Origin of the sequence: Mesorhizobium montanum (assembly GCF_033977145.1) — a bacterium.
GTDB lineage: Bacteria > Pseudomonadota > Alphaproteobacteria > Rhizobiales > Rhizobiaceae > Mesorhizobium > Mesorhizobium montanum.
Genome location: NZ_JAVIJF010000010.1, coordinates 1 through 15,399, shown reverse-complemented (window position 1 = coordinate 15,399; position 15,399 = coordinate 1). Strand labels below are relative to the sequence as shown.

14 protein-coding genes are annotated in these 15,399 nt (G+C 64.2%); 10 read left to right on the top strand and 4 right to left on the bottom strand.

Annotated elements, in window-relative coordinates; genetic code table 11:
- Nucleotides 1-195 precede the first annotated feature (195 nt).
- The 4 genes from choW to RFM68_RS14995 all read left to right on the top strand — a co-directional run bounded on the left by choW (nt 196) and on the right by RFM68_RS14995 (nt 5,601).
- On the top strand, nt 196-1,050 hold the full coding sequence (choW, locus tag RFM68_RS15010; RefSeq protein ID WP_320233767.1) for a choline ABC transporter permease subunit: 855 nt from the start codon (nt 196-198) through the stop codon (nt 1,048-1,050).
- A complete protein-coding gene (gene choV, locus RFM68_RS15005) occupies nt 1,047-2,228 on the top strand; it encodes a choline ABC transporter ATP-binding protein (protein ID WP_320233766.1) in 1,182 nt (393 codons plus the stop codon). Before choW ends, choV begins: the two co-directional genes overlap by 4 nt.
- A 114-nt stretch (nt 2,229-2,342) precedes the next feature.
- Nucleotides 2,343-4,376 (top strand): autotransporter family protein, encoded by a 2,034-nt coding sequence (locus tag RFM68_RS15000; protein WP_320233765.1) that lies wholly within the window; start codon nt 2,343-2,345, stop codon nt 4,374-4,376.
- A gap of 187 nt (nt 4,377-4,563) precedes the next feature.
- Complete coding sequence (locus tag RFM68_RS14995; protein ID WP_320233764.1) at nt 4,564-5,601, top strand: MBL fold metallo-hydrolase; 1,038 nt, start codon at nt 4,564-4,566, stop codon at nt 5,599-5,601.
- Between the two features lie 318 nt (nt 5,602-5,919).
- On the opposite strand, the gene RFM68_RS14990 is transcribed toward RFM68_RS14995, so the two are convergent.
- Nucleotides 5,920-7,992: a transcriptional regulator gene (locus RFM68_RS14990; RefSeq protein ID WP_430694864.1), complete on the bottom strand. Its 2,073-nt coding sequence runs from the start codon at nt 7,990-7,992 to the stop codon at nt 5,920-5,922.
- 172 nt (nt 7,993-8,164) lie between these two features.
- On the opposite strand from RFM68_RS14990, the gene RFM68_RS14985 reads away from it, so the two are divergent.
- Nucleotides 8,165-9,250 (top strand): PLP-dependent cysteine synthase family protein, encoded by a 1,086-nt coding sequence (locus RFM68_RS14985; protein WP_320233762.1) that lies wholly within the window; start codon nt 8,165-8,167, stop codon nt 9,248-9,250.
- Between the two features lie 81 nt (nt 9,251-9,331).
- Nucleotides 9,332-10,813, top strand: coding sequence for a pyridoxal phosphate-dependent decarboxylase family protein (locus RFM68_RS14980; RefSeq protein ID WP_320233761.1), 1,482 nt, complete (start codon nt 9,332-9,334; stop codon nt 10,811-10,813).
- Between the two features lie 14 nt (nt 10,814-10,827).
- Here the strand turns inward: RFM68_RS14980 and RFM68_RS14975 are convergent, their stop codons facing one another.
- From RFM68_RS14975 to RFM68_RS14965, 3 genes are all read right to left on the bottom strand, one after another.
- Nucleotides 10,828-11,229 carry a YciI family protein gene (locus tag RFM68_RS14975; protein ID WP_320233760.1) on the bottom strand — a complete coding sequence of 134 codons (402 nt, stop codon included), beginning with the start codon at nt 11,227-11,229 and terminating at the stop codon, nt 10,828-10,830.
- A gap of 95 nt (nt 11,230-11,324) precedes the next feature.
- Nucleotides 11,325-12,734: an ATP-binding protein gene (locus tag RFM68_RS14970; RefSeq protein ID WP_320233759.1), complete on the bottom strand. Its 1,410-nt coding sequence runs from the start codon at nt 12,732-12,734 to the stop codon at nt 11,325-11,327.
- Complete coding sequence (locus tag RFM68_RS14965) at nt 12,731-13,447, bottom strand: response regulator (RefSeq protein WP_320233758.1); 717 nt, start codon at nt 13,445-13,447, stop codon at nt 12,731-12,733. The genes RFM68_RS14970 and RFM68_RS14965 overlap by 4 nt, the downstream gene beginning before the upstream one ends.
- 239 nt (nt 13,448-13,686) lie before the next feature.
- On the opposite strand from RFM68_RS14965, the gene RFM68_RS14960 reads away from it, so the two are divergent.
- The 4 genes from RFM68_RS14960 to clpS all read left to right on the top strand — a co-directional run bounded on the left by RFM68_RS14960 (nt 13,687) and on the right by clpS (nt 15,242).
- Nucleotides 13,687-13,989, top strand: a complete 303-nt coding sequence (locus RFM68_RS14960; RefSeq protein WP_320233757.1) for a hypothetical protein — start codon at nt 13,687-13,689, stop codon at nt 13,987-13,989.
- Nucleotides 13,990-14,027: 38 nt separating this feature from the next.
- Nucleotides 14,028-14,309, top strand: coding sequence for a hypothetical protein (locus RFM68_RS14955; protein ID WP_320233756.1), 282 nt, complete (start codon nt 14,028-14,030; stop codon nt 14,307-14,309).
- Nucleotides 14,310-14,462: 153 nt separating this feature from the next.
- Nucleotides 14,463-14,807: a hypothetical protein gene (locus tag RFM68_RS14950; RefSeq protein WP_320233755.1), complete on the top strand. Its 345-nt coding sequence runs from the start codon at nt 14,463-14,465 to the stop codon at nt 14,805-14,807.
- A gap of 129 nt (nt 14,808-14,936) precedes the next feature.
- Nucleotides 14,937-15,242 carry an ATP-dependent Clp protease adapter ClpS gene (gene clpS, locus RFM68_RS14945; RefSeq protein WP_027164990.1) on the top strand — a complete coding sequence of 102 codons (306 nt, stop codon included), beginning with the start codon at nt 14,937-14,939 and terminating at the stop codon, nt 15,240-15,242.
- The last annotated feature ends 157 nt before the right edge of the window (nt 15,243-15,399 follow it).

The following is a 15,399-nucleotide window of genomic DNA, read 5'->3' as shown; positions in this document are numbered from 1 at the left end:
TTTCAGTCCGGCATGATGATCCGGAAAAGGGCAGCCAGCAGAAAAGGCTGCCCTTTTTCTTAAAGCGCGCCGCGCTTTAAGTCTCTGCTTTTACGCATGTCATTTTCCCAAAACCGCTGCACACTTTTGGGTGACATGCGTTAAGCTGTGAGAAGATGACCGTACGGAAAGTGCGGCGAAGCCGAGAGGGGAAAGATGGATCCGATTTCGAAATTCCTGACCGACTACAAAATCCCCATTGGGCCATGGGGCAAGGCCTTCTTCGGCTTCCTGACCGACAATTTCGACACTATTTTCCGGGCGTTTTCAAACGGGCTGAATTTCATCCTCGACGGAGCGGTGAACCTCCTGCTGATGGTGCCGCCGGTGCTTCTGGCGCTGGTCATCGCGATCGTCGCCTGGCTGTTGCAGCGTTCGCGGCCGCTTGCCATCGGCGTTTTCCTCGGCCTGATCTTCATCATCAACCAGAACCTGTGGAAGCAGACGGTGCAGACGCTGGTGCTGGTGGTTGCAGCCGCCGCCATGGCGATGGCGATCGGCGTGCCGCTTGGCATCTGGGCCGCGCACAAGCCGAAGGTCTACCGCATCATGCTGCCGGTGCTCGACCTCATGCAGACGCTGCCGACCTTCGTCTATCTGATCCCGGTGCTCACGCTGTTCGGGCTTGGCAACGCGCCCGGCCTGATCGTCACCATCATCTTCGTCATCCCGACGGCCGTGCGGCTTACTCATCTCGGCGTGGTTTCGGTGCCCAAGGCGATCGTCGAAGCGGGCGAGGCGTTCGGCGCCACCAAGCGTCAGCTTCTGTGGAAGGTGGAGCTGCCATCGGCGCTGCCGACCATCATGGCGGGCCTGACGCAATCGATCATGCTGTCGCTGTCGATGGTGGTGTTCGCCGCCCTGATCGGCGCCGGCGGCCTCGGCACGGAAATCAACCGCGCGCTCGGCTCGCGCCGCATCGATCTCGGGCTTGAGGCCGGCCTGGCAATCGTCGTGCTCGCCATCGTGCTCGACCGCATGACCCGCATCGGCGTTGGAGGCAAGAAATGACCGTCGCGGTTGATTTCAAGAACGTGGATATCGTCTTCGGCGCCGACCAGGCAGGTTCGCTGGCGATGATCGACAAGGGCGCCACGCGGGCCGAGATCCTCGAAAAGACCGGCAACGTGCTTGGCTGCGCCGGCGCCAGCCTGACCGTGCACGAGGGCGAGATATCCGTGCTGATGGGCCTGTCCGGCTCCGGCAAGTCGACGCTGCTTCGGGCGGTCAACCGCCTCAACGTGGTGTCGCGCGGCCAGGTGCTGGTCAAGGACGGCGACCGCACCGTCGATGTCGTCACCTGCGACGAGCCGACCTTGCGGCGGCTGCGCCAGAAGCAGGTGGCCATGGTGTTCCAGCAGTTCGGACTGCTACCTTGGCGCACCGTGGAGGAAAATGTCGGCTTCGGCCTCGAACTAGCGGGCGTGCCAGAGGCCGAGCGCAAGGAACGGGTGCGGAAGCAGCTGCAGCTTGTCCATCTCGACCAGTGGTCGAAGAAATATGCCCACGAGCTTTCGGGCGGCATGCAGCAGCGCGTCGGTCTCGCCCGGGCCTTCGCCACAGAGGCGCCGATCCTATTGATGGACGAGCCGTTCTCGGCGCTCGATCCGCTGATCCGCACCAAGCTGCAGGACGAGTTGCTGCAGCTGCAGGCCGAGCTGAAGAAGACCATCATCTTCGTCAGCCACGACCTCGAGGAAGCGCTGAAGATCGGCAGCCACATCACGATCATGGAGGGCGGCCGTATCGTGCAGACCGGCGCGCCGGAAGACATCGTTCTGCGGCCCGCCAACGACTATGTGCGCGACTTCATCGCCAATGTGAACCCGCTGTCGGTGCTGACGGCATGGAACGTGATGCGCGACCGCCGCGATCTCGAACAAGGCGACGACGGCTGGGTGTGGCTCGACCGGCGCAAGACCACGCGCTTCAAGATCGACGAGCATGGCCTGGTGGCAGCCGCCGAGCGCGACGGCAAGCCGGCGGTGTGGGTCTCCTGCGCCGACGTCGAGAGCCAGCCCGAGGAGGGAGCCCAGGTGTTCTGGGCCAATCCCGGCACGCCACTGAAAACGGTAATGCTGGCCATGCACCGCTCGCAGACCGCCCCGGTGGCGCTGTTCGACGAAGGCTCGCGCTTCGTCGGCGCGATCGGCATCCGGGACGTGCTGAGCGCGGTGCTGAGGCGATAGGCCTCTTCGCAGGCGTCGCCCAGGTCACCGGTCCGGGCGCGCTGCCTGCGGCTTGTTTTTCACCTCCTTCGAGCGCAGAGTCCGCCTGTTGCGTGCCCATGCGCCGAGGGGGTGATGCCGACGCCGCGCACAGGGTTTCCAGGCGCGATTGCGCTGTCGATTTTCGCCGGGGTCCCGCTTGCAAGCGGCGCCGCGTTTTCCCAAAGTTTTGTCATCGGCAACGGCCACACCGCTGGCCAGCAAACGATGACGGGAGCCGGCGATGCCGGCATCGTCAGCCCAACAGGAGCCATCGAAACTTTCGGCGCCGGCATCGATGCCGTACGGATGCTTGGTTCGGACCAGAGGCTCACAAACAGCGGGCTGATCGAAACATTGGGCGGGGCTGCCGCCAATGTGTATTCACAAGGGTCCGGCGCGACCATCCTCAACAATGGGGCCATCCTGGCCACAGGTGACGCCTCGATCGGTGTCCTGTCCGAGGGTGACGATGTGTACGTCGTCAACAACGGTTCGATCGAGGCATTGGGCGTCGCCACATACGGCATCATCAGCGACGCCCCGGGCGGGCATGTGGACAATCATGGCTTTATTGGCGTTTCCGGCACGGCCGCAGCCGGCATCATCGGCGATGGGCCAGACCTGACAATAGATAATAGCGGCTCGATCGAGGCCTATGGGACCGCCGCCGCTGGGATCATCTGGCAGAACAATGGCCTTCGGCTCGATAATTCCGGGTCGATCACGGTATCGGGGCTGGCTTCCGTTGGCATCGGTGCCAGCGGCAATGACATCGCAATTGCCAACAGCGGTACGGTCAACGCCTTCGGGACAGGCTCGACAGGCATCGGCACCCTGTTCGGCAACGCCACGATCGCCAATTCCGGTTCGGTCATTGTCGAGGGTGTGGGCGCCGTCGGCATTGCCGCCCAGGGCAGCAGCTCCGCCGTCACCAATTCCGGCCGCGTCTTCAGCGACCAGAGCGTGGCAATCTATTTCGGCGCGCCCGGAGCGACGCTGAATCTTCTGGGCGGGACGGCCATCCAGGGACCGGTCGTCTTCTCCGGCGGCGGCAACATCGTGACCTTCGGTCCCGCACTCAGCGCCGTAATGAATTTTTCGGGAAGCGGCCTGCCGCAAACCGTCCTGACCGGCGGCAGGCCGTTCGTGACGAGCGGCAACAGCGTGGCGGTGGTCGACATCACCGGATTTACAAGCAGCGCACCGCTGATCGAAGATCTTGTTGACGGCATAGCCGGCGTGTCCGAGGCGCGCATGTCTGTCGCAAGCGGCGGCTTGCTTGCGCCGCATAACGGTCGGGATGCCTGGATCTCCACTTTTGGCGGAATACGCTCCCAGGGCGGTTCCGGCGCATCGGCCGGGTTCAGCGAGACACTGGGCGGCGTCGTCGCCGGCGCCGAAAGGCGCTCGGGCGACGGCTTCCTGGGCGGCGTTTTGCTGGGAGGCGCCGCTGGATCGACCGAGGTCGACGCAGACGCGCAAGAGATCGTTCATCGCAGTGTATTTGCAGGCGCCTATCTCGGCTATGACGCAGGAGCGCATTTTGCGGAGGCGACATTCATTGCCGGCGTGCTCCAGGAGCATAGCCGCCGCCGTGTCGCGAACAATCTGGTGCTCAATGGCGTCGAGACGGCACGGGCCGATTTCAACGGCATCTTCCTCAGCCCGTCGGTTACGCTTGGCATGCGTCTGCCGGTCGCGGCTGGTACGCTGATACCCAGCGCGCGGCTGCGTTACGCCGGGCTCTTGATCGACGACTACGCTGAGACCGTTTCGGACGGCGATCTTTCGGTTTCGCGGCGTGACGTCAACGTCTTCGAGGCGCGTGGCCAGCTCGCGCTGGCCCTGGCGCCCGTCAGCACGCGGAGCCAGACCTGGCAAACCACGATTCGGGCCGGGATCGATGCGATAGCGCAAAACAGCGACGACGTGACGGCGACGCTGCTTGGCCAGGACATCTCTTTTGCCGCCGGCGGCAAAAAGGCGGTGTTGCGCGGCTTTGCCGGCGCCGACGTCGCGGCGGAGGTGGGCGCCGGCATGACCCTGAATGCCGGCTTCGAGGCCGGTTACGGAAGCGACAATGCTTTCACCGTCCGAGGCGATGTTCGTCTCAGCAAGGCTTTTTAAGGACGCTACTCGACAAACCCCGGCGCCACATTTGAAGGCTGGCACTCTGTCGCCGCAGGGAAGGCTGTCTACCGGCATATATTTTTTTCGAATTCCATTCCGATTCCGCTGGCCGGTGGGGTAGGATATTGCCGCGACCGCGCGGTGGGCGCCCGGCGGTGCAAAAAATGCAGCGGGTTTGTGGCGAATGATCTTCCGTCAGCTCTTCGATTCCGTCTCAGGCACCTATTCGTACCTGCTCGCCAGCCGGCGCGGCGGCGAGGCGCTGATCATCGATCCGGTGCTGGAAAAGGTCGACCGCTATCTGCAACTGGTCAACGAGCTGGACTTGAGGCTGGTCAAGGCGGTGGACACGCATCTTCATGCCGACCACATCACCGGCCTCGGCGCGCTGCGCGACAGGACGCATTGCGTGACCGTCATGGGCGAGCAGACCAAGGCCGACGTGGTGTCGATGCGGCTTGCCGACGGCGACAAGCTTGGCATCGAAGGGCTGGCGCTCGACGTCATCTACACGCCCGGCCACACCGACGATTCCTACAGCTTCATCCTGCCCGACCGTGTCTTCACCGGCGATACGCTGCTCATCCGCGGCACCGGCCGCACCGACTTCCAGAACGGCGATCCGCGCCAGCAGTATGAATCGATCTTCGGCCGCCTGCTCAAGCTGCCCGACGAGACGCTGATCTTCCCGGCGCATGACTATAAGGGCGAGACGGTGTCGACCATCGGCGAGGAAAGAGCCTTCAACCCGCGCCTGCAGGTGAAGTCGATCGACGAGTATGTGAACATCATGAACAACCTCAATCTGTCGAACCCGAAAATGATGGATGTGGCCGTGCCCGCCAATATGAGGGTGGGACTTCATCAGGACGACATCGCTAGTCGCGGCTGGGCGGTGAGCGCCGAGCAGGCGCTGGCGCTGGTCGGGCGTCCCGACGTGGCGCTGATCGACCTGCGCGAGCAGACCGAACGCGAGCGCCACGGCGTCATCCCCGGCGCGATCCATCTGCCCTATGCGCGGCTGCAAGAGAACATCGCCGCCGGCGGCATGCTGCATGAGCTGGCGAAGTCGACGAGCAAGCAGCTCCTGTTCTACTGCGCCTTCGGCGAGCGCTCGGCGATGGCGGTGCAAGCTGCGCAGGACGTCGGAATCGCCAGCGCCCGTCACATCCAGGGCGGCATCGACGCCTGGCGCAAGGCCCGCGGGCCGTTATCTCACTAGTTCCCCAGCGCAAACGCCGGGGATTGGTTGAAGCCGCCCCAACGTCGTCATTCTATGGCGGAGCAAGGAGCGAAGCGACGCGGCGCAGACCATAGAATCCATACCGTGACTTCGAAGCGCTGCTGGGGTGCAGAATTCTGCACCGTCGCAACGCCTTAGCGTCACGGCATTCTAGCGTCTGCGCGACGGAGCTTCGCTCCTGCTCCGCCCTAGAATGACGATCGCGAAGGGCGTTTCGGCCAATCTCCAAGGCATGCCGCCTGCCAACGCAAACCGAGCCGACCGGTCAAAATCCCTGTGCAGTGCCACTAGCCGAATTCAATTCAGTCCGATCAGCTTGGCGCCGTTCCGGAACAGGGCTTCCCCATCCCGGTCGAAGCGGAAGGTGGCGATGAAATCGTCGGCGCGATAGTCCGGCAGCGTCTTGCGGATCGCTGCGGCGAAACTCCGCGCCTCGTCCTGCCGGCCGGCCAGCGCCAGGCAATGGGCGGCAATCGCCAGGATGATGACATGGGCGTTTGGGCGCGCCGCGGCCTTGAGCGCCCATTCGGCAGCCGCGTCGAATTCGCCGAGGCGAGCATGCGCCATGGCGCGTGCGCCCATCATGCCGAACAGCAGCGGGTCGAACGGGCTGAGGTGGCGCGAATGGTCGGACGAGCCGATCGCCGATTGCGGGTCGCCCGACTGCGAATGGACGAAGGATAGCGCGTAGTGGCCGAGCGCGAAGTTCGGGCTGAGGTCGACGGCATTGGCCAGTTCGAGCAGCGAGCCGTCCTGTTCGCCGCGCAGCCATAGCGCGCGGCCCATTGCCCAATGTGCGGCGGGGTTGCGGTCATCGACCAGCAGGCTGTGCCCGGCGCTTTCGAAGGCGAGCGCCGTTTCCCGGTCGCGGTCGCCCCAGCGCTGGAAGGCGCTCTGCCAATGGGTGAAGGAAAGGCCGGCATAGGCGCGGGCGAAAGTCGGATCGAGCTTCAGCGCTTCGTTGAAGAAATGCTGCGCCAGTTCGTTTTCCTGGCGGGTGAAGCGATACATGTGCCAGAGACCGCGATGGTAGGCCTCCCAGGCATTGAGCGAATTCGGCGCCTTGAGCAGCGCGCGGTTGCGCTCGACCGTCGCGATTTCGGCGGCGATGGAAGAGACGATGCTGTTGCCGATATCTTCGATGACAATGAAAATGTCGTCGGGCCTGTGGTCGAAGGTCTCGGCCCAGACGATCCTCGCCGTGCGGACCTCGACAAGCTCGACGGAGACGACTATCCGGCCCGGCCGGCTGCGCACCGAACCTGTCGCGACATAGTCGACGTTCAGCCTGCGGCCGGCATCCTGAGGCGCGATGTTCTTCTCGGACAGGGCGAAGACCGAGCCGCGGGCGATGACGAAGAAATCGCGAAGCTTGGCAAGCCGCGTGATGATGTCGTGGGTGAGGCCATCGGCGAGCCCGCCGCGGAAGCTGCCGGCGCCGGCGCTCTCCGCAAACGGCATCACCGCGAGCGAAGCCCGGCGCGTCGCGGCTGGCTCGGATTCGAGCCCAGCGATTGGCGGCTGCGGGGACGGGAAAGCCGGCCCGGATCGGGCGCATGGCGTTGCGCTGGCGTTCCGGGCTCTTATCTCCTGCCACGCCTCGCGCAACGGCGTGAAATCCAGCTCTTCCGAGTGAAACAGCTCCGCCGCAGCGGCAAGATGCGCCTCGCCGGCGCCGATTTGTCCGCGCCGCGCGAGATTTTCCAGCAGCGCCACATGTGCACGGCCATCGAACGGCGCGAGCTCCAACCATTTGTCGATATAAGCGCCGGCTTCATCGGCTCCCCGCGGGACAAGGCCGATGATGTGCTCCAGAACGGCGACATGGCATGAACTGAAACGGCGACGCTGCGCCGTCAGCCAGCTGCCGAAATGCGGGCTGCGATCGAGTTCCAGGCCGTCGAGAAAATCGCCGGCGAAAAGTTGCGCAAGTGCCCGCAGACGTTCGAGGCCAAGCGTCTCGATCCCTTCCGCCACCGCGGCGGCGGCTTCGACGGCATCGACGCTCGTATCGCCAAGACGAAGCGCCACGGTGTCGCCCTCGGTCTCGATCCGCTGCAGGCCCGATTCGTCGAGCGCGGCGCGAAGCTTGCTCAGACACCAACGCAGCTCGCTGCGCGGATCGTTGGGCACATCCCAGAGAAGTTCGCAAAGCCGGCCGCGGCTGACCGGATGTGGCGCCAGCGCCAGAAAGGCAAGCAGCGCGCGCAGCTTGCGCGAGGAGGGCAACGTCAGGGGCATCCCGTCGCGGGCAATCGTCAGTTGCCCGAGCAGCCTTACGGACAGGCCGGCGCCGGGGTTGTTCAGGCTCGATCGGGTGGATTCCACGTATGTTTCCACGCTCTCTCCAACGCTGACCAGTAGGTCCATGTTCTATCACCAAAGACGACAGGAAGCATCCGGCAGGCCTATTCCATGCCGGAATGCCGCCGTTGCCGCATTCGCGGCAGGTCAAGCAAACCTATTGCGGCAAGGTGTCGAAACCGCGCCGCCCAAGTCGCCGGTCTGTAACCGGCGCGTGAGATATCGAGGAGAAAAGCCCATGTTGCAGCAATTGAAAATCAGAACCACGGCCGGTCGCGGCCGGCTGTTCGACAGCATTCTCGATACGGTCGGCGACACGCCGGTCATCCGCATCAACAATCTCGGCCCGGGTCATGCGACGATCTATGTGAAGGCCGAGTTCTTCAATCCGGCGGCCTCGGTGAAGGACCGGCTGGCGCTCAACATCATCGAGGAAGGCGAGCGCAGCGGCAAATTGAAGCCCGGCCAGACGGTGGTCGAGGCAACGAGCGGCAACACCGGCATCGGCCTTGCCATGGTCTGCGCGCAGAAAAGATATCCGCTGGTGGTGACGATGGCCGATAGCTTTTCCATCGAGCGCCGCAAGCTGATGCGTATGCTTGGCGCCAAGGTGGTGCTGACGCCGCGCGCCCAGAAGGGTTTCGGCATGTACAATAAGGCGGTCGAGCTTGCCGAAGCCAATGGCTGGTTCCTGGCCCGCCAGTTCGAGACCGAGGCCAATGCCGCCATCCACGAGGCGACCACAGGCCGCGAGATCATCAACGATTTCGCGGGGTCGCGTCTCGACTATCTGGTCACCGGCTATGGCACGGGCGGCACCGTCGCCGGCGTCGGTCGGGTGCTTCGCCGGGAGCGGCCGGAGGTCAGGATCGTGCTTGCCGAGCCTGCCAATGCTCAGCTGATCGGCAGCGGCAAGCCGCAGGAGCGCGGCGCCGGCGGCGCGCCGGCTGCCAGCCATCCGGCCTTCGAGCCGCATCCGATCCAGGGCTGGACGCCCGACTTCATCCCCAACGTGCTGCAGGAGGCGATCGACAAGCGCTACTACGACCAGGTGGTGCCGATCCCCGGTCCCGAAGGCATCAAGTGGGCGAAGGCGCTGGCGCAGCAGGAAGGTATCTTCACCGGCATTTCCGGCGGCGCCACCTTCGCGGTGGCGCGCCAGATCGCCGGCACCGCGCCGGCCGGCTCGGTGATCCTGTGTATTCTGCCCGACACCGGTGAGCGCTACATGTCGACGCCGCTCTTCGACGGCGTCGAGGCCGAGATGGACGCCGAGGAAACGGCGCTGTCGCGCTCGACGCCGAGCTGTCAGTTCGAAGCCTGAAGATAGACACCGCGACGCCGCCTCGCATGGGCGGCGTCGCGCATTGCGCATGGGTCGGCCACGCGCCGGGGAAGAGACCGGATGGATAAATTTCAGGAAGCGACGACCGAGAACGAAACTCTCGATCCGCCGGATTGGACCGATATGGGAGTGCTCTCGCACCGGATTCTCGACGATGCCATCAGCTATCTCAAGGATGTCCGCGACCGTCCGGTCTGGCGCGAGATGCCGGCCGAGGTGCGGTCATTCTTCAGCGCGCCCTTGCCGCGATCACCAGCGCCGTTGGCTGACGTCTATGACGATGTCGCCCGCAACGTGATGCCTTACCCGATGGGCAATATCCATCCGCGCTTCTGGTCCTGGTACATGGGATCCAGCAATTTCACCGGCGCGCTCGGCGACTTTCTGGCGGCGATCCAGGGCTCCAATCTCGGTGGCGGCAACCATGCCGCCGGCTTGATGGACAGCCAGGTCGTCAACTGGTGCAAGGAGATGGTCGGCTTTCCGGCCGCGGCAAGCGGCACGCTGGTCAGCGGCGGCTCGATGGCCAACATCATCGGGCTCACAGTGGCGCGCAATGTCAAGGCGGGGGTCGACGTGCGCGAGCGGGGCGTGGGCGCCATCCCCAAGCCGCTGCGCTACTACGCCTCGGACCAGGTCCATTCCTGCCACCGCAAGGCCATGGAGGTGCTCGGCCTCGGCAACCGGGCGCTGCGGCGGATCCCGACCGACGCGGGTTTGCGCATCGATATCGCCGCGCTCAAGAGGGCAATCGCGGAGGACCGCGAGGCTGGGTTCAAGCCGGCCTGCGTGATCGGCACCGCTGGCACCGTCAACACCGGTGCCGTCGACGATCTTCAGGCGCTGGCTACCGTGGCGGCCGAACAAGACCTCTGGTTTCATGTCGACGGCTGCATCGGCGCGCTGATCGCGATTGCCCCTGAGAACCGATCGCTCGTTGCCGGCATCGAGCAGGGGGATTCGATAGCGCTCGATCCGCACAAATGGCTGCATGCGCCATTCGAAGCCGGCTGCGCGCTGGTGCGGGATGCGTCCGCGCACCGCAACACATTTGCCGTCACGCCGGAATATCTGGAATCGACGCCGCGTGGACTCGCGTCCGGAGAGTGGCTGCACGATTACGGTCTGCAGACCTCGCGCGGCTTCCGCGCGTTAAAAATCTGGATGGCGCTGAAGGAGCATGGCCTCGAAAAATTCGGCCGGCTGATCGACCAGAACATTGCCCAAGCCCGTTACCTCACCCGTTTGATCGAGGCGGAGCGGGCGCTCGAGCTGATGGCGCCCACCACCATCAATATCGTCAGCTTCCGCCACCGGCTGGGCGACGCGTCCGAGGAGCACCTCAAGACGTTCAACACTGAGATCATGCTCAGGCTGCAGGAAGAAGGCATCGCGGTCCTGTCCGATACCACCGTGGGCGGCCAGCACTGCCTCAGGGTGGCAATTGCCAATCACCGCACGCGCCGCGATGACCTCGACCTGCTGGTCAGCGAAATGCTCCGGCTGGGGAGGGAGATCGAAGCGCCAAGTATGCCGGGTTGAGGCACTCCTGGCTCTCAGCCGGTGGCTTTCGCAGCCTCTTCAATGCCGGTAGCCAGCGATGCGCCGGGACGATAGAGCACGATCGGCCGGATCTCGTAGACAGCGGTTGGATTGACGCGCTTCAAGTCGCGCGCGGCGGCGACCGCCTCGTCCTGGTCTGCACAGTCGAGGACATAGAGGCCGAGCAACTGCTCCTTGGTCTCGGCGAAGGGACCGTCGATCACCATGCCGTCGCCCGGACCGCGCAGCGTGACGGCTTGCGCCGTCGCGCCAAGCCTGGCCGCCGGACCGAGCTTGCCCTCGCGGGTCAGCCTATCGTTGACATCGAGCAGGTCCTTCATCAGTGCCGCATCCTCGTCGGGTGACCAGGATTGGACAGTGTCTTCGACGTGGTAGGCAAGGACGGCATAGAACATGGCGCGGTTTTCCTCATACCGAAACGGGCCGCACTATCACAAGGAAGAGGCGGGCGATCCAGTGGCACGGCCGGTGCGCGCGACCGGCTCCTGACTCAAACTGCCACCGGCAGCCGCAGCTCCGTCAGCAGGCCGCCGCCGGGGTAATTGGAAAGATCGACCTCGCCGCCGGCGCCGCGGGCGATGTTGCGGGCGATGGTCAGGCCGAGGCCGAGGCCGCCGGTCGTGCGGTTGCGCGATTCCTCCAGCCGCACGAAGGAGCCGAACACCGCGTCCAGTTTCGCCTGCGGAATGCCGGGACCTTCGTCGCGGATCGAAAGCGTGATCGTGTCGCCCGATCGCCGCACGCCGAGATGCGCCTTCTTGCCGTAGGTGACAGCGTTCTGGATGAGATTGGTGATGCAGCGGCGCAGCGCCACCGGCCGCGCAATGCAGATCAGGCCGCGCGAAGGGATCACGTCTTCGTCGAAGGATGCGCCGTCGAAGGAGTCCGCGACCGATTCCACCAGCGACCAGAAATCGATCCGCTCGGCCTTTTCCTCGGTCACCTCGAATTTGGCGAAGTCGATGACCGAACTGGCGATGCTTTCGATGTCGGCGAGGTCGTGCGCTAGCGCCTCGCGCGCAGCCGACCTGCGCAACAGTTCGAGGCGCAGGCGCATCCGGGTCAGCGGCGTGCGCAGATCATGGGCAAGCGCTGCGGCCAGGTGCTCGCGATCCTCGACGTAATCGCGCAGCCGCATCTGCATGGCGTTGATCGCTTTTGCCGCGGCGCGGATCTCGCGGCTGCCGCTCTCGGCGATCGGTGGGCTCTTGAGATCATTGCCGATGCGCGTGACCGCGGTTTCCATCATCCGGTAGGGTGCGGTCAGCCGGCGCAGCGACCAGATCGACATGACCACGACAAGCCCGGCAATCAACGAATAGAGCGGCAGGCTGTCGAGGCTCAGAATTGGCCCCGGCGGTGTGATCGGCTCGGTGAAATTCAACCACTGTCCGTCGGAAAAGCGCAATGAGGCCGTCAGCTTGTCGCTCTGCGCAAAATCCGCGGCCAGAACCAGCAGGTCGCGTTCGACCTGGCCGACATCCTTGTTCACCGCCTCGCCGTCCGGGACGTCGGATTCCTGGGTGGCCGGGTCGCGCCGCACGCGCGCATCGGTGATGCCGAACTTCGACAGGCGGCCGACCAGGATGTCCTCCAGTTCAGCAAGCTGGTCGTCGCCGGCGATCGAAGAGGTGACCGCGGGTGTATCCGAAACCGTCAGCGCATAGGTCGAGTTGAACAATCCGGACGCAGTGGCCTTGCGCTCTTCTGGCGTGGCGTCATGCATCAGCTGCACCAGGGAATAGGCGCGATCGTTCAGCCGGTAGAGATCGACGACGCCGTTGGCGGCGGCCCGATCGCGCGCGACGATGTAAAGCGTGGCGACCTGGCTGGTCATCAGGCCGGCAATGACGATGAGCAGTACCCAGACAGGCAGGGTCTGCGGCAGGAAGCGTCTCATTCGGACGTCGTCTCGGGCAGGAACTGATAACCGCCGCTGCGCACGGTCAGGATCAGTTTCGGCGTCTTCGGATCGTCTTCCATCTTGCGGCGCAGGCGGCTCACCAGAATGTCGACGCTGCGGTCGAAGCTGTAGCCGGTGTCGCCGCCGGAAAGCTCGATCAGCTGCTCGCGGGTAAGCACGCGCTGCGCGCTCTTGACGAAGGTCTGCAAGAGGTTGAACTCCGCCATCGTCAGTTCCACCCGTACGTCGTCGGGCGCCGTCAGGCGGCGTCGCGCGCAATCCATGGTCCAGCCGGCAAATCGGAAGACCTGCTTGGCGATCGGGCGACGCGGCTCGGCGCTGCCGTTGCGTCGCAGCACGGCGCGGATGCGGGCCAGAAGCTCGCGCGGATCGAAAGGCTTGGGCACGTAGTCGTCGGCGCCCATTTCGAGGCCCACCACGCGGTCGGTCGTTTCGGTGACCGCGGTCAGCATGATGATCGGCGTGGTGTAGTTGGCGCGGATCTCGCGGCAAAGCTCAAGTCCGCTTTTGCCGGGCAGCATCACGTCGAGGATGATCAGGTCCACCGGCGTGCGGCGCAGGATCGCTTCCATTTCGGTGCCGTCGCCGGCCACCGTCGTGTGCAGCCCGCGCTTCTGGAAGAACTCCTGCAGCAGGTCGCGTATGCCCTTGTCGTCGTCGACGATCAGTATGTGTGCGTCGGATTTCACTGCAGACCTGTCATTCTATTAGCCAACCGTCTCTTCCCGCGATCACCCACACGATAGAATTCGGGCCACATCTTGGCCAGTGGCCGCGATCGTCGCGCCGAGCGGATTCCCCAGAAACAATCCAGAAACAAAATTCTACAGTTGGGAAAAACTGGTGAAAAATTTCAAGGGCATAACCGGTGCCGTGGCGGTCAGGTCATCGGCTGCGACGCAAGTTTCCGGAGTAACGGACAAGACCAATGCAGAGGTTCTGGATCAGCGTGACGGGTGCTTTGCTCAGCATATCGCTCATCACGGCAGCGGCCGGCGCCTCCACTGCAAAGGTGGCGCCGCTGACCCGGACGGAGCGCTGCACCAATCTGAGCCGTCAAGTTGACGAAGCCCTCGAAACTCATGCCGCGGCAACGCAGGTCACCGCGGCGAAGGCACTGCAAAGAAAGGGAAACCGGTTCTGCGCCAACAAGAAGCAGGCGCAGGGTATCCGGATGCTCGCAAACGCTTTGAAGCTGCTTGGAGTGACGCCGGTCGACCCAGATCAGTGACACTCAACTCCCGACCCGCACAAAAAGGAAGCAAAGCCATGAAAAAGTCCCTCCTCTCCGCCCTCGGCCTCGCTGTTGCCCTGGCCTTCTCGATGCCGGCTCTCGGCAACGCCGCCGCCACCACGACCGCTGCTGCTCCGGCTGCCTCCACCACGACGACCACGACCGCTCCGGCGACCGACATGACCGCCAAGCCCGCTGCGAAGAAGGTAGCGGCCAAGAAGGTCTGCAAGCCGACCAAGAAGCACAAGTGCCCGGCACCGAAGAAGGCGTCGGCAATGAAGCCTGCTACTGCGAAGCCGGCTGCCAAGAAGCCCTGATCTAGGGCTCGGCACCACGTTAGATGAAGGCCGCTCCAGCCGATTTCGGCCGGGGCGGCTTCCTGGCGGCAGGAGCCAGACACCGGCAGGTTCCAGCCGCACTCAGTCCCCTCCTTAACCCCATCGCAATGCCGGTGCTGTAGGACAATCCGCATGAAGAAGCGGTTTTCGTCCCTGATGCGTTCGCTGACCCTCGGCGGCCTGATCGCCACCGGGGCGGCACGATCGTTGATCATGTTTACCGCAAGCCCCGTGCCGGATCCCGCCAGCCGCAGGACCGAGCCCGAGCTTTTCGCGCCGGCGATCTCATCGAGTTTCGACTATATCACCCCGGCACAGTCCTGGATGCTGATCGTGCTGACCGGGATAACGGTGATCGGGCTGGTCGGCTGGATATTCTTTGACTTCATGGAACGCGGCTCAGGCATGGATGGCGGCGCCGGCTCGGGCAGATCGGGCTCCGAGATGCGCCGCCCGGTCGGGCGCCAGGGCCGTTGACCCTCCGGCAGCGCTTCCCCACATAGGGTTGATCGTCCAGTCTCCCCGCCATCCGTGCGGATGGTTGGACGTATGCTTTCACGCGTGACAAAGTGACAACGAGAACCCAGTTCCTCGCTAGTGAATCCGATGCCCGAAACCGTCATCAAACCCCGCGTCAAAACGCAGCCGAAGACCGAGCGGCCGAAGCTCTACAAGGTCATCCTCGTCAACGACGATTTCACGCCGCGCGAGTTCGTGGTGACGGTGCTCAAGGGTGAATTCAAGCTCAGCGAGGACCAGGCGCACCGCGTCATGATCACGGCGCATACGCGCGGCGTGTGCGTCGTCGCGGTCTTTACCCGCGACATCGCGGAAACCAAGGCGACGCGGGCGACCGATGCCGGCAAGGCCAAGGGCTACCCGCTGCTGTTCACGACCGAGCCGGAAGAGTAAGGGCGGTGCTTTCTTCTCCCCTTGTGGGAGAGTCGACCGTGAACAATGAGATTGGTCAGGCATCGATCTCGTTTGGCTGACTTTGGAGGGCTGCGATGAGAAGCCACAAAAGCTGCCTGAACCAGTTGAGCAGGAGGGAGAAGTTGTAGCCGGCGGC

What these genes read in the sequence shown, in the direction of transcription:
- RFM68_RS14980 (WP_320233761.1), top strand. Translation starts at nt 9,332, where the DNA reads ATGGATAAATTTCAGGAAGCGACGACCGAGAACGAAACTCTCGATCCG.
- choW (WP_320233767.1), top strand. Translation starts at nt 196, where the DNA reads ATGGATCCGATTTCGAAATTCCTGACCGACTACAAAATCCCCATTGGG.
- RFM68_RS14970 (WP_320233759.1), bottom strand. Translation starts at nt 12,734, where the DNA reads ATGAGACGCTTCCTGCCGCAGACCCTGCCTGTCTGGGTACTGCTCATC.
- RFM68_RS14975 (WP_320233760.1), bottom strand. Translation starts at nt 11,229, where the DNA reads ATGTTCTATGCCGTCCTTGCCTACCACGTCGAAGACACTGTCCAATCC.
- choV (WP_320233766.1), top strand. Translation starts at nt 1,047, where the DNA reads ATGACCGTCGCGGTTGATTTCAAGAACGTGGATATCGTCTTCGGCGCC.
- RFM68_RS14960 (WP_320233757.1), top strand. Translation starts at nt 13,687, where the DNA reads ATGCAGAGGTTCTGGATCAGCGTGACGGGTGCTTTGCTCAGCATATCG.
- RFM68_RS14985 (WP_320233762.1), top strand. Translation starts at nt 8,165, where the DNA reads ATGTTGCAGCAATTGAAAATCAGAACCACGGCCGGTCGCGGCCGGCTG.
- RFM68_RS14990 (WP_430694864.1), bottom strand. Translation starts at nt 7,992, where the DNA reads ATGGACCTACTGGTCAGCGTTGGAGAGAGCGTGGAAACATACGTGGAA.
- RFM68_RS15000 (WP_320233765.1), top strand. Translation starts at nt 2,343, where the DNA reads ATGCCGACGCCGCGCACAGGGTTTCCAGGCGCGATTGCGCTGTCGATT.
- RFM68_RS14995 (WP_320233764.1), top strand. Translation starts at nt 4,564, where the DNA reads ATGATCTTCCGTCAGCTCTTCGATTCCGTCTCAGGCACCTATTCGTAC.
- clpS (WP_027164990.1), top strand. Translation starts at nt 14,937, where the DNA reads ATGCCCGAAACCGTCATCAAACCCCGCGTCAAAACGCAGCCGAAGACC.
- RFM68_RS14950 (WP_320233755.1), top strand. Translation starts at nt 14,463, where the DNA reads ATGAAGAAGCGGTTTTCGTCCCTGATGCGTTCGCTGACCCTCGGCGGC.
- RFM68_RS14955 (WP_320233756.1), top strand. Translation starts at nt 14,028, where the DNA reads ATGAAAAAGTCCCTCCTCTCCGCCCTCGGCCTCGCTGTTGCCCTGGCC.